We start from the raw sequence: 17,121 nt of genomic DNA on the forward strand, positions 1-17,121 counted from the left end.
AAATATGTACGTCTCTGTGCATATTTCGGGACTTTTTCTCCAAAATATGCACATGCGTCGATATTCGCTTTGTTCCGCACCGCAGCTTGCTATCAGCCTGGTGGCCAGGTCAGCTTACGTTTTCCAAGGATATGGAAATGCAAATGCTTTACAGTCTGGAAAGCATCTTCGCCGTTATTGCTGACAACTCTGTAGCCATTTTCCAGCTCCAAATCGGTCGCAATTTCGTGAATCTTGAACATGATGTGTCCCATCAGCTCCCGGTCCTCTTCCTTAACATCATCCAGAGACGCAATATGCTTTTTCGGAATCACCAGCACGTGAACTGGCGCCTGCGGATCCAAATCATGAAATGCAATAATCTGATCATCTTCATATGCCACATTGGAAGGAATCTCGTGATTTGCAATCATGCAAAAAATACAATCAGCCATTTTCAATCTCTCCTTTCATGCCGTCTTGATATGGTTCTAAAAGTTTTACCCAGTAAAACTGATTTAGCATTTCGGGCGTTCCCATAGCATAAACCTTAACATAATTATCCGAATATCCCGTCAGAAGTCCATCTTCTGTCAATTCCTCGAACAAAACCCTGCGAACAGCGCCGGTACACTTTTCAAAAAACTGTTGACTGGCAGCGTCGGCTTTTTCTATAAGTCTCTGACTGCGCGCATTCTTAACTGTTCCACCTACTTGTTCGGTCATGTCAGCAGCTTTGGTGCCTTTGCGCGGAGAGTATTTGAAGACGTGTACTTTTAAGAAACCGGCTTGATCCACTATGCGCAGACTGTCAGCAAACTCGTCCTCCGTTTCCCCGGGAAAACCTACAATAATATCCGTTGTAATGCCGTAAAGGGGATCAAAACCCTGTAGAACTTTCACAATATCCAGATACTCCTCCCGACTGTAATGCCTGTTCATGCGGGAAAGTACGCTGTCAGCACCGCTTTGAATGGACAGGTGCAGATGCGGACACAACTTCTCGTAGCCTAAAAGTCCCTTTACATAATCTTTGTTGATAACCGTAGGCTCAAGAGAGCTGAGGCGTATGCGAAAATCACCGGCAAGAGCGCTCAGTCTTGCTATCAGCGGCTCTATTCCATCGTAGCCTAAATCCTCTCCGTAAAGGGCGGTATTAATGCCGGTCAAGATGATTTCTTTGAACCCTTTCTCAATAAGCCCTTTGGCCTCCTCAACAATTTCCTCTAAAGTTCGGCTGCGAACTTTGCCTCTGGCATAGGGAATGATGCAGTAAGAACAAAACCTGTTACAGCCCTCCTGAATCTTGATATAAACTCTCGTACGAGATTCCATAGACGTAATAATCCCTGTGGACTGATATTCGGTCAGCTCCTCATAGGCAAGCACATGACAACTGGAAACACCAGCCTCAATATAGCTGAGCAAGTTCTGCTTTTCGCCAGTTCCTGCAACAATATCTACCTCTGCAATAGCCTGTACTTCCTGAGGACTGACCTGAGCGTAGCATCCCGTTACCGCTACAAGCGCCTTTGGGTTTACTTTTTTCATTCTGCGAATATACTGGCGTGACTTACGATCTGCCAAATTCGTCACCGTACATGTATTGATAACATAGGCGTCAGCAAAGTCCTCTTCCCCTACAATCTGGTGCCCTGCAGCAGCAAACTGTTCCTTCATGGCTTCTGTTTCATACTGATTGACCTTGCAGCCCAATGTGTGAAATGCAATTCTCATAAAATTCCTTTCTGCTCTTTCTATATAAATAGTACAACCTTTTTCCCTTTTCTTCAAGAATAATCTTGTCTTTTCCCGATATATTATCTTGAAAGGATAGTATCATGCTAAAAAAATTTTTTTCTGTTTTTCTTTTATGTCTGCTGGTTTTTGTAACGGTCGCAGAAAAATCCACACCGCCCGCCGAATCTTCTGCCACTGCCGTCTCTGCTGTCGCAAGTACAAGCAAACAGACAGACTATATCAAATGGGTGGATTTTAATATCACTTACGAAGCTTTAAAAGACGCTATGGAACTGGATATTGAAACCTTTGAGCAGGATCTGCACCTGCCCTGGGTAGAAAGTCTGGCTTATCTGGCGGCTCAAAATGGCGGAAACTTTAAAAGTTATAAAAAAACGAATCTGCAACAGTTTGCAGAAGCCCGCCAAGCGGGCAGTTCCATGGACGATCTGACCAAAAACTTAAAGGTCTACGATTATTATTACAAAGCATACTCAGCTGTCATCGGCAACCTGCTGGGACTTCGCAAAGACGGCACCTACGGGCTTACCGCCTATTCTCCTGTCGCTGCCGGCTACTGGTACACCGAAAGTGATGACTTTGGCAACGGCCGCAGCTACGGTTTTGCAAGAAAACATCTGGGGCACGATATGTTTTGCTCTGTCGGTACACCGATTATCGCCGTAGAGGACGGAAAAGTCGAAGCGTTAGGTTGGAACCAATACGGCGGCTGGCGTATCGGCATTCGCTCCGGTGACGGACAGCGTTACTATTATTATGCGCACCTGCGAAAAGACACTCCTTACATCAAAAATCTAAAGATCGGAGACAGTGTAAAAGCAGGTCAAGTCATTGGCTACTCCGGTCAAACCGGTTACAGTATCAAAGAAAACGTCAATAATATCAATGTGCCGCATCTACATTTTGGCATGCAGCTCATCTTTGACGAATCTCAAAAAGAATGTCTTTCGGAGATCTGGATTGACACATATCCGCTGATTCGTCTGCTCTCTGCAAACCGTTCACAGGCTCTTGCCCCTGCCGCCGCAGAAACAGAAATCCCAGCTGATCCTGCCGATACGAAAGAGGTTCCAATCTTGATGTACCATGGCTTAAGCGACGGCAGCATCGCTATGGGAGATTACTATGTCAGTCAAGCAGCTTTTGAAAGTGACCTGAAATACCTGAAAGAAAACGGTTATACTACCATTACCATGAGCGAACTCATAGACTATGTCTATGATAAAACAGGAAAAATGGCTCTTCCAGAAAAGCCTGTCATCCTCACCTTCGACGATGGATTTCTCAATAATCATACCTATGGTACGGATCTTCTGAAAAAATATCAAATGAAAGCTGTCATCTCCGTCATCGGCAGCGCCACCGAAGAGATGTCAAATACGCTTTATAAGAATAAAAAGACCTGTGCTGTCACTTGGGAAGAACTTTCAGAGATGCAAAAATCCGGTGTCTGGGAAGTTCAGAATCATACCTATGATCTGCACGATCTAAACAAAGGACGCAAAGGCGCCAGTCGCAAAGCCGGTGAAGCCGAAGAAGCGTACGAAAAGATGCTCAAAGAAGATTTGTCTTCTCTTCAGACAGAGCTAAAAAAAACATTGAATACTGTTCCCAACACATTCACCTGGCCCTATGGTGCTTACACGAAGGATTGCCGCAGTTTACTGAAAACTCTTGGCTTTGAGGCAAGTCTCAGCTGTAACGGCGGTGTCAACAAAATCCAACAAGGCGATACAGAAGGATTATTCTTGTTAAAACGTAATATCAGAACTCCTCGTTCTAATATCGCAGAATGTCTTAACGACTAAAAGGGACTGTTTTATAACAGTCCTTTTCGGTTACAGTTCAAGTTCGTACATAGTCATGGCAAGAGCCGCCATACCGGCAGTCTCCGTACGTAAAATGGTTTTTCCCAAAGTCACGCAAGAGGTATTCCACTCTTTCATCAGCGCTGCTTCCTTATCAGAAAAACCACCCTCCGGTCCAATGACAATAGCAACAGATTCCGGATTTTCGGAAAGTCCTCGCAGGCAATCCTTAATAGAGTAATTTTCCTCATTTTCGTATGGAAACAACACTAGATCAAATTCTGCCAACTGCTCACCCAACTCTGCAAATTTTATCTGCTGGCAAACACTTGGAATAACGCCGCGCTTACACTGTTTGACCGCCTCGTCTGCTACCTTCTGCCAGCGCTCCAATTTTTTTGCAAAATTTCCCTTTTCGACCACAACTGTTCTGTCCATAAAGACTGGAACCACAGAAGACACCCCCAGTTCTACGCACTTTTGAATAATGGTTTCCATCTTTCCCGCCTTTGGCACGCCTTGAAATAAAGTCACCTGAAGCCGCGGCTCTCTGGCAAATTTCTGCTTATCCAAAACAGACAGCAACACCAAATCTTCATCGATAGACAGAATCTCTGCCTGATATTCCCATTCTGTCGAATCAGAAACATCAAGCATATCGCCTTCTTTCATGCGCATGACCTTAATCATATGGCGAATGTCTCCTTTGTCGGTAATACGAATCAGACTTTCTTCTATATTAGCTGCATCTGTAAAAATCTTCATATCCATCCTCCTAAAATTCCTGACAGAACATGAAAATACACCAGTGCAAAAGTAAAGACAATGATAAACGGAAGCGCCATCAACTTCTGCATTTTACCCGGTGCCATGATGATATAAAGCACCACTGCGCACACGATATCAAAAGCCAGGGAAATAGAAAATCCCTTATATATATAGTAGCCTTCCGCCACCAGAAGAGAAATCGGCACCGCCGCACAGGCTGCCCCGAGCCATTCCTTTCCGCAGGCATGCCAGTCGATAAAGCCGACCAGCGCCCCGATTGCGCCAAATATCAGCCAATAAATCAGTGTCCGGAAAGATACGCTGCCGCCCATAACGACAAAATTCGTAAAATATGCAGCAATCACGCCGATAAAGTACAGCAGCACGTGAAGCGCCGCTTTAAAAGCCTCTGGAGTATACACAGCAAGAAGAGCCGAAACAAATACCCAAATTCCAATATTTTTTATAATTGCACCGGCAATGCCGATGCCCTCAAGGTCATAAGCTGCCCATCCCATGAACAGTCCCAAAACCAGCGCAAACAGCATAAATATAATATCGTTTCTTTGTTTTGCGTTACCCTTTTTCAAATAGTTTCCTCCCATGTGCTATTTTCTGCAGACAATACAACACCAACCGCCGTCTTCTCTAACTTCTACAATACCAAAGCCTTGACTGCGCAGATGTTCTGTGACCTGTACTTCTTTTTCCACCAGAATACCGGAGGAGATAAAAAGCCCACCCGGCTGCATATGCCTTGCCACATCTTCTGATAACATCATAACAAGGTCTGCCATCAAATTAGCGACCACAATGTCCGCCTTATAGTCGATTCCCTTGGTCAAATCTCCATACTGTGCCTTTGCCACATTGGCAACACCGTTTAATTCGATGTTTTCCGCCGCAACTTCCACAGCAACTGGGTCAATATCCACGCCCAATACGTCTTCTGCTCCAAGGAGCGCCGCCGCTATGGAAAGAATACCGCTTCCGCAGCCTACGTCCAGTACCTTATCGCTTTCTTTCTGATACTTTTCCAGCATTTTCACGCAGAGGGAAGTCGTTTCATGGGTGCCTGTGCCGAAAGCCATACCCGGGTCAATTTCGATGACCTTTTCATCGCCTTGCCTTTCGTAGCTCTCCCAAGTCGGCTTTACGACAATGTTCTCTGCAATCCTTGCCGGCTTAAAGTACTCCTTCCACTTGTCCTTCCACTGCGTGTCGTCTTCTTGTTTCTTGCTTACACGCAGGCTTCCAAAATCGGCGCCTTCTCCAAAGATGCCTTCCCTTGCCTTCGAGCGTAATTCCTCCATAGCCGGCGCAATTTGCTCTGCCAGGGTTCTGTTTTCTTCGGTATCCTCCAAGTAGACCGTCACCTTTGGACTTTCCTTCATCTTTTCGATAATACTGTCGTCCAGATAATCCCAGTCATAGGTCTGCTTCTTGTCCATCAGATCCTCGATATCTCTGGGATCCTCTACCACCGTATCCGTAATACCCAGGTTCAAAAGCGCACTGACTACCGGCTCGATTCCGGCGGCTGAAGTTTCTATGTTAATTTCCAAATATTTCATGTTCCTGTCCTCCTGCTCTACTATTCTACCGTAAAACCGCCGACTTGGCAATCATAGAAGAAAGAAAAAAGCGAAAACAGACAGCCCCATAGCGGTTCCGCCTGTTTTCGTATTTTACTTAGAAGGTTCTTTATTTTTTTATGCCTGCAATGGTCTTCGCCAAGTCTTTCTTTCCCTCAATGTTTCCCTGTCTTCCAATCATAATTCTCTGAGCCTGCGGAGATCCTGCGCCGTGAAGCGACTCTGTTCTGTAGCCTACCGCGGCGGAGCCCAAACAGATATTTTCCAGGAAACGAAGGACGCGCATTCTGTCTTCCGTGCTTACATCACTTCTGCCTGCAAAATATTTCTGACAGATTTCACCGACGGTTTCTCCGTTTTTCCCTACTACCGTATCGGATTCAAAATCCGCCTGAGACGGCATGGTAACCATCAAGCCTCCCGCAATGTCTTCTGCCAGTCTGACGATTTCATAAGGATATCTGGTAATGTTCTGCTTACAGACATTTGCCAGTAAAAGGTCAATCTGATAATTTCCTGCTTTGGTCGCACATCCTTCGCAGGAACATGCAATGCCGCAGGAATACAGGGTTTCATTTAAGTGGGTCATTTCAATCAGCTTATCTTTTACATGAGAAGCCTTTTCTGCGCCGTTGTATTCCGCCGCCAATGCTGCTGCACCGATGACCACATCGCCAACGCCGACTTTGCATCCACCGTAGCTTTGTCTGTGGTAACCTGCGAACCGTTCTACCATCATGCCCGCAAAGTCATATTCGCCTGCCATAAAGATGTATGCATTCGGAATAAAGACATCATCAAAGACAACCAGTGCTTCCTGCCCGCCAAACTTCCGGTTGCCCAGATCGATATCTGCTTTCTCTTCCAGTTTTCTGGTATCGCAGGACTGTCTGCCGTAAATCATATACAGACCTTCCGCATCGCTTGGACAAGCAAATGAAACGGCATAATCCGCATCGGCCTCCTTCATGGCCTGGGTCGGCATAATAATATGCCAATGGGAATTGATGGAGCCTGTCTGGTGTGCTTTTGCACCTCTGACTACGATGCCATCTTCTCTTCGCTCTACGATATGTAAAAAAAGATCCGGATCCTCCTGCTGGTGCGGCGCCTTACCACGGTCACCCTTCGGGTCAGTCATGGCTCCATCTACCGTTAAATCTTCCTCCTGCACCATTTCCAGGAATTTAACAAAGCGCTGATGGTAGTCAGTACCATACTTTTCGTCTAGCTCAAAGGTGGTAGAAAATACTGCATTAAATGCGTCCATTCCCACACATCTTTGGAAGCAACTTGCTGTTTTCTGCCCCAAAAGCCGCTGCATCTTTACCTTCTTCACTAAATCATCCGCACTCTGGTGCAGGTGCGTAAAACGATTGATAGTCTTACCTGTAATGCTGGATTTCGCTGTCATAATGTCTGCATATTCCGGCTGCTGCGCCAGTGCATAAGTCATCGCCACACAGTTGATAGACGGGCGAATAATCGGATGATCCACCCAGTTATCAACCTTTTCTCCGAACATATATACTCTAGTTTTTAATTTACGCAGACTCTCGATATATTCTGCTGCTGTCATCAATGCCATCTGTTTTACCTCCTAAATACGATCCAGGGCTCTCGCCACTTTAATCAGACCTTCCAGCAAATCTTTCTGGGATTTTTCGATTTCTTCTTTGGACCACTTCATAAAGCCTTCGCCGCTCTTAAAGCCCAATTTTCCCTCCTCCATTTTCTGTTTCAGCAGCCGAGACGGTTCCTTACTGTTTTCAATATGCGGAAACAGATATTCATGAATACTGTAGGTTAAATCGGTACCGCCTGCATCGATGACTTCCATCGGCGCTCTCACGCCAAGGCGCATGCCAAACCCATATTTAATCGCCTTGTCCACATCCTCTGCAGTCGCGATTTCGTTTTCCACGATGGAAATCGCTTCTCTAAACAAAGCATGCTGCATTCTATTGGCAAGAAATCCCGGAACATCCTTCTGTACGATAACCGGACATTTCCCAGCCTTTTCAAGGAGATCATAGGTTTCCTGCACGATATCCTCCGCCACATATCTGGTCTTAATGACTTCGACCAGCGGCACCAAATATGCCGGGTTCCAGAAGTGAGTCCCGATAATTCTTTCCTTATGTATTGATTTTTCCGCAATTTCCGTCACACTGATTGCTGATGTATTGGTAGCCAAAATCGTGCTCTCTTTGCACATCGCATCCAGCTTGGCAAAATAATCCTGCTTCACCGCCAAATTTTCTACGATACATTCAAAGATTACATCTGCAAATTCTGCTGCTTCTTCTAGGCTTTCTGTGCATCTGACTCTTCCTATAACTTCCGGTATTGCAGCTTCTTCAATGACGCCGTTTTCAGCCAGTATCTTCAAATTTTCAGTCATGGTTTCAATCGGTTTTGCCCGCAATTTGTCATCATAGACATAGATCATCATGACCTCATGTCCTTTCATCGCAAAGGTCTGTCCGATTCCCGTGCCCATGACGCCGGCGCCCAAAACCGCAATCCTTTTCTTTTCGTTCATGTCAGTTTTTCCTTTCTCCATCTTCTTTCCTATGAATATGGGAAACTCCTGCGTGCGGAATTTCCCATGAAGTTTTTAATATACGCCGTACGGATATTCTTTATCCGGAACGTTTCTGTCAATTCTGTCAGACGGAACAAATGCAACGGCACGAACGATGGTACCATCACCCATGTACCAGCGAAGTGGGAACGCGCAGAACAGGAATCTCTGATTGGTTACTTTGTCCAAATCTCCGCCCAGATTTTCAATTCCCATGACGTTGTTTGCCATCAAAATATCGTGGCATGGCTCCCATTCCGGGAAATCTTCCAATGCAGGATGTCCAAACTGTTCCTCATACTCTTCTACGATACGCGGTACATATGGTCCAGGGCCATGATCTGCAGCATAGGTGTACAAAATATGGTCAATAGCCTGCATATCAAAGCCAACACCTCTTACATGGTGTTCTACAAACCACTTCGCGCCATCAATAGAAAGACCAGGACTATATGCGAAGTAGTCATCGTTTTCACCCCAGCGTCTGTGTGTGCCGGTGTTCAGAAGCACCCAGTCACCCTCTTTGATACCGCCCGGAACCTTCTTTGCCGCCTCTTCAATGTCTTCAACAGTAATCAGTTCCCATTTTCCCTTTGGAATATCCAGACAAACTGCCTCGCCAAAATAGTTCTGAATTGGCAGCTCATGGGTAAACGGACTCTCCGGAATGACATGGGACGGAGAATCCGCATGAGTAGAATTGTGCATATGAAAATCATTGAAAGTCTGTAGTAATCTGTAGTGCATCGGCATATGCTGTACTCTGTCAATATGAAAATCTCCGTTGGACGGCCAGAGCGGATTACCTCTGCCAAACGGGTTTGAAAGATCAATCAGTTCAAATGAGCCATCTCTAAACATATCAAAGATACTTCCATCATAAGGTTTTTTCCAATCATTTGTATGAGCGAAGCACTCTTCGCGCGTGTGTCTTACAGCGATTTCTGACATAATAAGTTCTCCTTTTCATCTTATATTTTTTGGTGTAGCAATTTTTCCTCCGACACCAAAAGAGAAATTTTAATTCTTGATGCTATATTGTATCGCAAAGGTTGTGCCAAAGTTTTAACCAGGGCTCAAAAAAACTCTCTTGCCCTGAAATTGCTCTTTTTCCATCAAAGGATGTCCCGCCCGCCTTTTCTCTATCACAGGCTTTTTCTGTTGCAAAGCGGCACCTCCGTTGCGAAAGGACAACACAGACAATTTCTTACTTATTTTCCAAGACCCAGAATTTCTCTGGCTTCATCTGGGGTTGCGACGGACTTGCCCATTTCCTCCGCAAGCCGTTTCACACGAGCCACAAACTGTTCATTGGATTCTGCCAACTGTCCCGCATTATAATAAACATTATCTTCAAGACCGACACGAATATTTCCGCCCATGGCAAGGGCAGAAAGCAGAATCTCGTTGGCGCCTCTACCGATGCCGAAAGCACTCCAGGTACAGTTTTCCGGCAAATGATTTACAAGATATACCAGATTCTCTGTGGTTGCTTCCATACCGCCCGGCGCACCAAGGCACAGCTGGAAATGGGCAGGTTCTTTGATCAAACCCTTTTTAATATAGTATTTGGCGGTATTCAGCATGCCCATATCGAAAACCTCTATTTCGGGCTTTACGTTTGCCGCAATCATTTCCTTGCCGCATAGTTCCAGAAATCCCGGCTCATTCATAAACACTACTGAATTGAGCCAGTTCATCGTTCCTGCATCGAAGGAAGCCATGTCCGGTTTCAATTCTTTAAACGGACGGATTCTTTCTTCCCAGGAAAAGCCCTGTCCTCCGGAAGATGTCAGATTGATGATAACCGGGCAGCCGGACTCGCGCAGCAACTTAACCGTTTCCTCAAACTTATCAAAGCGCATGCTGGCCCTATCTTCATCATCTCTGACGTGAATATGCGCTACCGCAGCACCAGCTTCATAGCAAGCGATCGCAGATTTTACGATTTCCGCTGGCTGCGTCGGTAAATTGGGATTATTCTCCTTTGTCGTAACGGCACCCGTCAAAGCTGCCGAAATAATCACTTTACTTTTGTGATTTAATCTTCTGGTTTCAAACATATTCTAACTCTCCTTTGCTTCTACTAATATCAGTTCCAGCGGCGCAAGACCGGTATCTCGTTTCCCCGTTCCGTAGCCTCTGGATAATATATCTTCTCGAATTTCGTCCCAGCCGAACGTATCGGTTAGACCTGCTAAAATTGACGCGCCGGTTGGCGTCAAAACTTCCTGGTGAATATCTGAACGATAATGCGGAATCTGTTCATCGCTCAAAATCTGTCTGACTGCAGGAGCCGGAACCGGCAGTTCTCCACAGGCACATTGTACTGTGCCAAAACCAGTTGGAACTTCCTTTGCAATAATCTCACCGGCATCTAAATAGTCACAGCAGATGGCAATGCCTACAATATCCACGATAGAATCCACGGCACCCGCCTCATGAAACTGCACCTCATCTTCTGATACACGGTGAACTTTCGCTTCTGCCTTCGCCTTGATATCGAAAATTCTGCGACTCAATGCCTTTGCGTTGTTGCTTAGATTGCTCCCCGCGATTATCTTCTTTATCTGGCCATAATTCCTGTAGTTTCCACTGTAAGGCGCAGTAGTCAAATCGCTCGGCTGATTCAGCACTACATCTACATCGGTTGCGACCACACCGCCAGTTTCTTTCCTCTTTACAGCGAGCTGAAATTCATCAAGCTTCAGATGGGACAGATTTTCCGTCAAATATTCCTCCGGTACTCCTAAATTCAGCATTGCGCCCAGCATCATATCGCCGCTGACGCCTGACTGGCAATTGATATACAGTTTTTTCACGAAACGCCGCCTCCTTTTCTATCTGTTATCAATATTAAAAGCAAATACCATGCCAAAGCATAATGATTGAAATTCAGCCAATTTTTCTGCTTTGCGTTGCATCAGTCAAATCACTGTTGCGTCAAAGCAACAACTTTGTTATACTAATAGTAATTTCATAAAGGAGACAGTCGTATGGATCAGGTTTTAGCAATTCAGAAGGTACAGGAAAAAATCAAACATTCACTAGAAGCAAACGACCATCAGAGTCCGGAGAAAAGCGCACACATCTTGCGAGAAATCTATCAGGATTTATCGGTATTCCTGGCACAGGGTGTCGATTTTAAGATTGTTGTCGATGCGCTGGATGACAGCATTTTTATCACCGACAAGGACGGCGTCTGCCTATACGTAAATCCCGCCCATCAGCGCAACACGACCATATTGCCGGAAGAAGTGATTGGGCACAAAGTGTCTGACATTGTGGAAGATGGGCATTTGTTCACCGGTGGCGCCACACTAGACGTTCTCAGAACACAGAAAAAAGTGTTTCGTCTTTCCACCGTACAGAAAACCAATCCGCCCAGCGTCGGCTATGCAGTAGGTGTACCGATTTTTAACCAAAATGGCACTCTGCACCAGGTGGTGGTCAGCAGCCGCCCCATTCTGTCTCTGCAATCCTTGCAGGAGGATTTCGGTAAATTTCTGGCAGAGGCCAATGCCTTGGACAAGAGCCGCGAAAATGTGCGCATTATCGAAAGCACAGAAAATTCCAAGCGACTGGTCGGATCCTCCTATTCTCTACAGAAGGTCTGGAACACCATCAGAATGGCCGCTCCTACCGATGCAACCGTTTTGATTACAGGAGAATCAGGAGTAGGCAAAGAAGTTGTTGCCGATGAAATACACCGGCTCAGCAAACTTTCCGACAAAACCTTTGTCAAAGTCAACTGTGCCTCTATCCCTGCGAATCTTCTGGAAAGTGAGCTCTTTGGCTACGAAAAGGGCGCCTTTTCCGGTGCAAACGCAAGCGGCAAACAGGGATTGTTTGAAATGGCAAACGGCGGTACCCTGCTGCTGGATGAAATCGGCGATATGTCCATGGATTTGCAGGTCAAGCTCCTTCGCGCGATTCAAAACAAAGAAATCACCCGCGTAGGCGGAACAAAACCAATTAAACTGGACATTCGATTTATCGCTGCAACGAACAGCAATCTGAAACTGAAGATTGCAGACGGCACATTCCGCCAGGATCTCTACTACCGTCTCAACGTCATCCCAATTTCCATTCCGCCCCTTCGAGAGCGGCTCAACGATTTGGACGAGCTTTGCAGACACTTTGTCAGATATTTTACCGAAAAGCACAATCGTCCCTTTACGCTTACCGACGACCAGCTTACGATTATGAAACAGTATTCTTGGCCAGGTAACATCCGTGAGCTGGAAAATGTCATCGAATATCTGACCATCTGCTCCTCCGGCACAAAAGAAGTCGCCGATGAAATGCTTTACGGTCTTTTAGATATCTCCCAAGGTGATGATATGCTCCCGTCTTCTGGCAGTTCCCTGTCTCAGTCGCTGGAAAACTACGAAAAGAGTCTGATAGAGTCTGCTCTGCAAAACTCCAGAAGTCTTCGGGACGCCGGTGCAAAGCTGGGTGTCAACGCCTCTACCATATCCCGCAAGATCAAGCAGTACGGCATCGACTATCCGGGAGCGAAATAATCGCATATAAAAAACACAAGAAGAAAAAGCTGTCTGCAGTTCATCCCTACCTGCAAACAGCTTTTCAAATTTTGAAACTATATAAATCTATGATTTCTTCCGCATTACCACATGTTCTAGCAAAAACGCTGCTGCCATTCCTACAATCAGTCCATTAGACAAGAGGCAGGCTGCCGTAGCCGGAAGCTTGCTGAACGTGCCCGCCGCCAGAAACATGATGCCGCAGCCGATAATCATAGACAATCCTACGATCAGGTTTTCTCTACTCTCAAATTCCACTTTACGAAATTCCCTGAGCGCCTGCCCGATGCACAGCGCGAAGATGATAATCAGCGCACCGTTTCCCACGCAGGCAGGAATAGTCGCAAAGAGCGCACCGAAGGGCGCGATTAATCCCATGACAATCATACCGCCCGCCGCCAGATACATGGGTCTCCTGGATGCTACGCCGGTCATTTCCACCACCCCGATAGAAGAAACATACGGCATAAATGCAATCGAAGAAAATCCGCCGGTCATAAAGGTCGCCATCCCGTGAAAGAAGATAGAACGCTGCATTTTCTTCTCCGTAATCGTTTCTCCTACCATAGCGCCCATGCCGTTAATACTGGCAAACACCATAGAAATCAGTACAAAAGCGCTAATCATGCAGGTCAAAACGACACCACCGTCATAGGTCGGTTTTCCCCAGGCTAAAAGCGTAGGCATCGTCACGATCCCGTTCTGCAGAAAATTCACCTTTTCTGTAATCCCCAGCACCACCGCTAAAATCCATCCCGCCACCATGCCGATAAAGGTCGCAATACTGCGGATAAATCCCTTTGTAAACAGATTGATGAAAAGAATTACTACCATGGTAAAAACTGCTACGAGAAATGCTGTTCCGTCAATGCCCGGCGATTCCTCGCTGACGCCCAGCATGCCTTTCATGATGCTGGCGCTGATCTGCAGCACCATGAGAAGAATCAGAAGTCCATTGATGATTGGTGTAAACAGCTTTGCCATCCGACAAATCAAACCGCTTGCCGCCAGCGCCATGACCAGAATTCCTGCAAGCAGCATGCCCATTTCCAGATCTGTCCGAAGGCTCTCCAAAGAAATGCCAAGGGCCGGTGCGGAGGAAACCATCAGCAGAAACAGTCCCGACCAGAGACCTGCCGGACCGTCCTGAATCGGAAAGCGATGACCCCATCTAACCTGCAGCAACGTCATCACACCGCAGAGGACAAAGGTTCTCTGCAGCATAGCCGCCACCGCCGCCGGCGCCAGTCCTAAGGCGTATCCCACGACAACCGGCATCACCACAGCCGACGCGACAAACAGGACAATCTGCTGAAAGCCGTACATCATATTTTCTCCAAAAGGCACCCTGTCGTCCAGCTGGTATTTCAGACCATTTTCAACATTTTGTTCCATTATACCATGACGATTCCTTTGAATATAGAATCGCAAGTCATGATTCAATGAACGCTTCCTTGCAGCAACGCTGATATGGTTATTTGCGTTCATTATACCATCTCAATAATGACTGCAGTTCCCATACCGCCACCAGCACAAAGGGTTGCAAGTCCATACTTCTGCTTCCGCTTCATCAGTTCGTACATACAGGTAATGACAAGACGAGAACCGGTCGCACCTACCGGATGTCCCAGAGAAATTCCACTGCCATTGACGTTCAGCTTTTCATCAGGGATACCCAGCGTCTTCTGGCAGGCGAGACACTGCGCTGCAAAAGCTTCGTTGATTTCAAAGAGGTCGATGTCGTCCACTGCCAGACCTGCCTTTTCCAGCGCCTTCTGGGATGCGCTGATTGGACCGATTCCCATCACCTCAGGACGCACGCCTGTGGTTGCCACTGCTTTGATGCGGGCAAGAATCGGAACACCCAGCTTCCTTGCCTTATCCTCCGCCATGAGAATCACGCCGGAAGCCGCGTCATTCATGCCGGAGGCATTGCCTGCCGTTACCCTGCCGTCCTCTTTGAAAGTCGGCTTCAGCTTTGCCAGCTTTTCGAGACTGGCATCACGACGCGGATACTCGTCTGTATTGATGACGGTATCGCCTTTTTTACCTTTTATAGTAATCGGAATGATTTCGTCCTGAAACTTGCCGGCGTCAATGGCAGCTACGGCTCTCTGCTGAGAACGCAGAGCATAGGCGTCCATCTGTTCTCTGGTCACGTCGTACTCGTCCGCCACATTTTCTGCCGTGATACCCATGGCAGGGCCTACGCCCAGATTAGTCAGAGAATCCCACATAGAATCCCGAAGCTCCATATGGCCGTATTTCTGCCCGTAGCGAGCGTTGAATACCATATGCGGCGCCGTACTCATGCTGTCCGCGCCTCCTGCCATGATGCAGTCCGCTTCACCAGCTTTAATCTGATAATAGCCGAACTGAATGGAAGACATGGAGGAGGTGCAGTTTCTGTGAATGGTGATACCGGGAACGGTCACCGGCAGCCCCGCTTTGACTGCAGCTACTCTGGCTAGATTGTTTTCTTTATAGGTTCTTTGATAGTTGCATCCCCAAATTACGTCCTCGATGATAACCGGATCAATGCCTGCGCGCTCGATGAGGTTCTGCATGACCGGAATAGAAAGATCTAAGGATGTCAAAGTTTTAAACTGGCCGCCAAGCGCTCCAATCGGCGTTCTGCAGCCCGCTGTAATCACTACGTTTCTCATGTGAAATTCCACCTTTCCGTTTATATATACGGGCAGGCCGCTTCACTACGGAAGCAGCCTGTCCAGATTTTCTAAAACTGTTTACGCACCCAGCTCTTCTTCTCTCTTGTAGTCCAGGTTGTACTTCTTCGTATCGAAGCAGTTGATCAGTACAACATTGACAACTAAAAGACCGATGAATACCAGGTAAGCGCCTCTCAGGGATCCGGTCAATTCCAGAGCCTTCGCGTTGATGTAGTAGTTCATCATCAATACGATCTGCATCACCGGGAAGTAGATGGAGTATACAACGTCAAAACTCTGTCTTCCGAATACGGATGCAGGAAGTGAAGTCATGAAGTTGGCGGCAGCGCCGATGGCTACGCCTACCATTGCCACGCAGATATATCCGCCTAACATACTGTTCAGGACGTAGTTTACAGCCAGAGCTGCACAATACCATACCAGGAACATGATGACCGCCTTCTTAACACCCAGCTTCTGGTCAAGCCAGCCGAATCCGTAAGATCCGCAGACGCCGACAACGGCGCAGACTGTCATTAACCATACAGCCTTTTCAGGCGCAAAACCCAGTTCGATGTTTCTTGGAACCATCTGGCTCATTACGCCGGTGGTAACCAGCTGGTTGATGCCGATGATGATGGCAACGAACCACATCTCTTTGGTCTTTAACAGCTTCGCGACGGTCCATCTTGGTTCGTCGTTTTCTGTCTCCTGCGCATATTCGGATTCATATGTTTCCTTTGATACATTATCGGGATACATACCTCTTTCCTGCGGTGTGTTTCTTATGATGAAGTAAGCGATTACAGCGATAATAATCGCAGCGATACCAGGCATCATCATCCCTTTCGCAATGCCGAATGCACCGATCAATCCGCTAATCAGTGGTACATAAAATGCAGAGCCCAGATTGTGACCCATGGTGGTGTATCCGTTTGCCAGACCCTTTTTCTTCGGGAACCACTGCGTAACCAGGTTGCCGCCTCCGATGTAAGCAGCGCCGTTGATAAATACTGTAACCAGCGTTAAACCGATGAAATATCCTGTAGTTGTCGTTGAATGTCCGTAGTAGATGTAGGAAGCGCCTGCTAAAGCAAGACATGCTGCAGAGAGCGCTCTTCCTCCAACCTTGACCAGGATTCTACCGATGACAAAGTAAGCAACTACGCCGATGAATCCGGCATACATGGCCAATTTCAGCAGTTGCGGTTTTAATTCGGTTGGATCAGCTCCGCCGCCGTTCGCATTGATCCACTGATCGATTACGATATTCTGCCCATCGATAGAGAAGCCAATCAGAAAGAAAAACATAATCATTGAATAAAATATGATCAGCCAGCCTTTACCAAAGTTAGATTTGGTGTTTTCAGACTGGAGCTTTTGTTTGTTGTCAGCCATATCTATATC

15 protein-coding genes are annotated in these 17,121 nt (G+C 46.7%); 2 read left to right on the plus strand and 13 right to left on the minus strand.

Annotation, left to right across the window (positions count from 1 at the left end):
• Positions 1–92: 92 nt before the first annotated feature.
• Complete coding sequence (locus D1155_RS00515; RefSeq protein ID WP_160200456.1) at positions 93–434, minus strand: histidine triad nucleotide-binding protein; 342 nt, start codon at positions 432–434, stop codon at positions 93–95.
• Positions 427–1,716, minus strand: a complete 1,290-nt coding sequence (gene mtaB / locus D1155_RS00520) for a tRNA (N(6)-L-threonylcarbamoyladenosine(37)-C(2))-methylthiotransferase MtaB (RefSeq protein ID WP_160200457.1) — start codon at positions 1,714–1,716, stop codon at positions 427–429. Before mtaB ends, D1155_RS00515 begins: the two co-directional genes overlap by 8 nt.
• A gap of 104 nt (positions 1,717–1,820) precedes the next feature.
• Here mtaB and D1155_RS00525 point away from each other — a divergent pair, with 104 nt between their 5' ends.
• On the plus strand, positions 1,821–3,548 hold the full coding sequence (locus D1155_RS00525; protein ID WP_160200458.1) for a polysaccharide deacetylase family protein: 1,728 nt from the start codon (positions 1,821–1,823) through the stop codon (positions 3,546–3,548).
• A gap of 30 nt (positions 3,549–3,578) precedes the next feature.
• Here D1155_RS00525 and D1155_RS00530 read toward each other — a convergent pair whose 3' ends face one another.
• The 8 genes from D1155_RS00530 to D1155_RS00565 form a co-directional block, all read right to left on the minus strand.
• Positions 3,579–4,313 carry a 16S rRNA (uracil(1498)-N(3))-methyltransferase gene (locus tag D1155_RS00530; RefSeq protein WP_160200459.1) on the minus strand — a complete coding sequence of 245 codons (735 nt, stop codon included), beginning with the start codon at positions 4,311–4,313 and terminating at the stop codon, positions 3,579–3,581.
• The gene (locus D1155_RS00535) at positions 4,310–4,906 is read right to left on the minus strand and encodes a hypothetical protein (RefSeq protein ID WP_160200460.1); all 597 of its coding nucleotides are present in this window, start codon (positions 4,904–4,906) and stop codon (positions 4,310–4,312) included. Before D1155_RS00535 ends, D1155_RS00530 begins: the two co-directional genes overlap by 4 nt.
• 18 nt (positions 4,907–4,924) lie before the next feature.
• Positions 4,925–5,890 carry a 50S ribosomal protein L11 methyltransferase gene (gene prmA, locus D1155_RS00540; protein ID WP_160200461.1) on the minus strand — a complete coding sequence of 322 codons (966 nt, stop codon included), beginning with the start codon at positions 5,888–5,890 and terminating at the stop codon, positions 4,925–4,927.
• A gap of 130 nt (positions 5,891–6,020) precedes the next feature.
• A complete protein-coding gene (locus D1155_RS00545; RefSeq protein ID WP_160200462.1) occupies positions 6,021–7,499 on the minus strand; it encodes a 4-hydroxyphenylacetate 3-hydroxylase N-terminal domain-containing protein in 1,479 nt (492 codons plus the stop codon).
• A gap of 12 nt (positions 7,500–7,511) precedes the next feature.
• Positions 7,512–8,456, minus strand: a complete 945-nt coding sequence (locus tag D1155_RS00550) for a 3-hydroxyacyl-CoA dehydrogenase NAD-binding domain-containing protein (RefSeq protein WP_160200463.1) — start codon at positions 8,454–8,456, stop codon at positions 7,512–7,514.
• A 75-nt stretch (positions 8,457–8,531) separates the two neighbouring features.
• Positions 8,532–9,449, minus strand: a complete 918-nt coding sequence (locus tag D1155_RS00555; RefSeq protein WP_160200464.1) for a cyclase family protein — start codon at positions 9,447–9,449, stop codon at positions 8,532–8,534.
• Positions 9,450–9,709: 260 nt separating this feature from the next.
• Positions 9,710–10,561, minus strand: a complete 852-nt coding sequence (locus tag D1155_RS00560; protein WP_160200465.1) for a 3-keto-5-aminohexanoate cleavage protein — start codon at positions 10,559–10,561, stop codon at positions 9,710–9,712.
• 3 nt (positions 10,562–10,564) lie between these two features.
• On the minus strand, positions 10,565–11,320 hold the full coding sequence (locus D1155_RS00565) for a LarC family nickel insertion protein (RefSeq protein ID WP_160200466.1): 756 nt from the start codon (positions 11,318–11,320) through the stop codon (positions 10,565–10,567).
• 174 nt (positions 11,321–11,494) lie between these two features.
• Between D1155_RS00565 and D1155_RS00570 the strand changes: the two genes are divergently transcribed.
• Entirely contained in the window at positions 11,495–13,024 is a 1,530-nt protein-coding gene (locus D1155_RS00570; protein WP_160200467.1) for a sigma 54-interacting transcriptional regulator, read from the plus strand.
• A gap of 87 nt (positions 13,025–13,111) precedes the next feature.
• Here the strand turns inward: D1155_RS00570 and D1155_RS00575 are convergent, their stop codons facing one another.
• The 3 genes from D1155_RS00575 to D1155_RS00585 all read right to left on the minus strand — a co-directional run bounded on the left by D1155_RS00575 (position 13,112) and on the right by D1155_RS00585 (position 17,112).
• Positions 13,112–14,440: a purine/pyrimidine permease gene (locus tag D1155_RS00575; RefSeq protein WP_160200468.1), complete on the minus strand. Its 1,329-nt coding sequence runs from the start codon at positions 14,438–14,440 to the stop codon at positions 13,112–13,114.
• Between the two features lie 92 nt (positions 14,441–14,532).
• Positions 14,533–15,711, minus strand: coding sequence for a thiolase family protein (locus D1155_RS00580; RefSeq protein WP_160200469.1), 1,179 nt, complete (start codon positions 15,709–15,711; stop codon positions 14,533–14,535).
• Positions 15,712–15,792: 81 nt separating this feature from the next.
• Complete coding sequence (locus D1155_RS00585) at positions 15,793–17,112, minus strand: MFS transporter (RefSeq protein WP_160200470.1); 1,320 nt, start codon at positions 17,110–17,112, stop codon at positions 15,793–15,795.
• Positions 17,113–17,121 lie beyond the last annotated feature (9 nt).

It is taken from the genome of Anaerotruncus sp. 80 (genome assembly GCF_009936115.1).
In the GTDB taxonomy this organism is placed as follows: Bacteria; Bacillota; Clostridia; order Peptostreptococcales; family Anaerovoracaceae; genus Senimuribacter; species Senimuribacter intestinalis.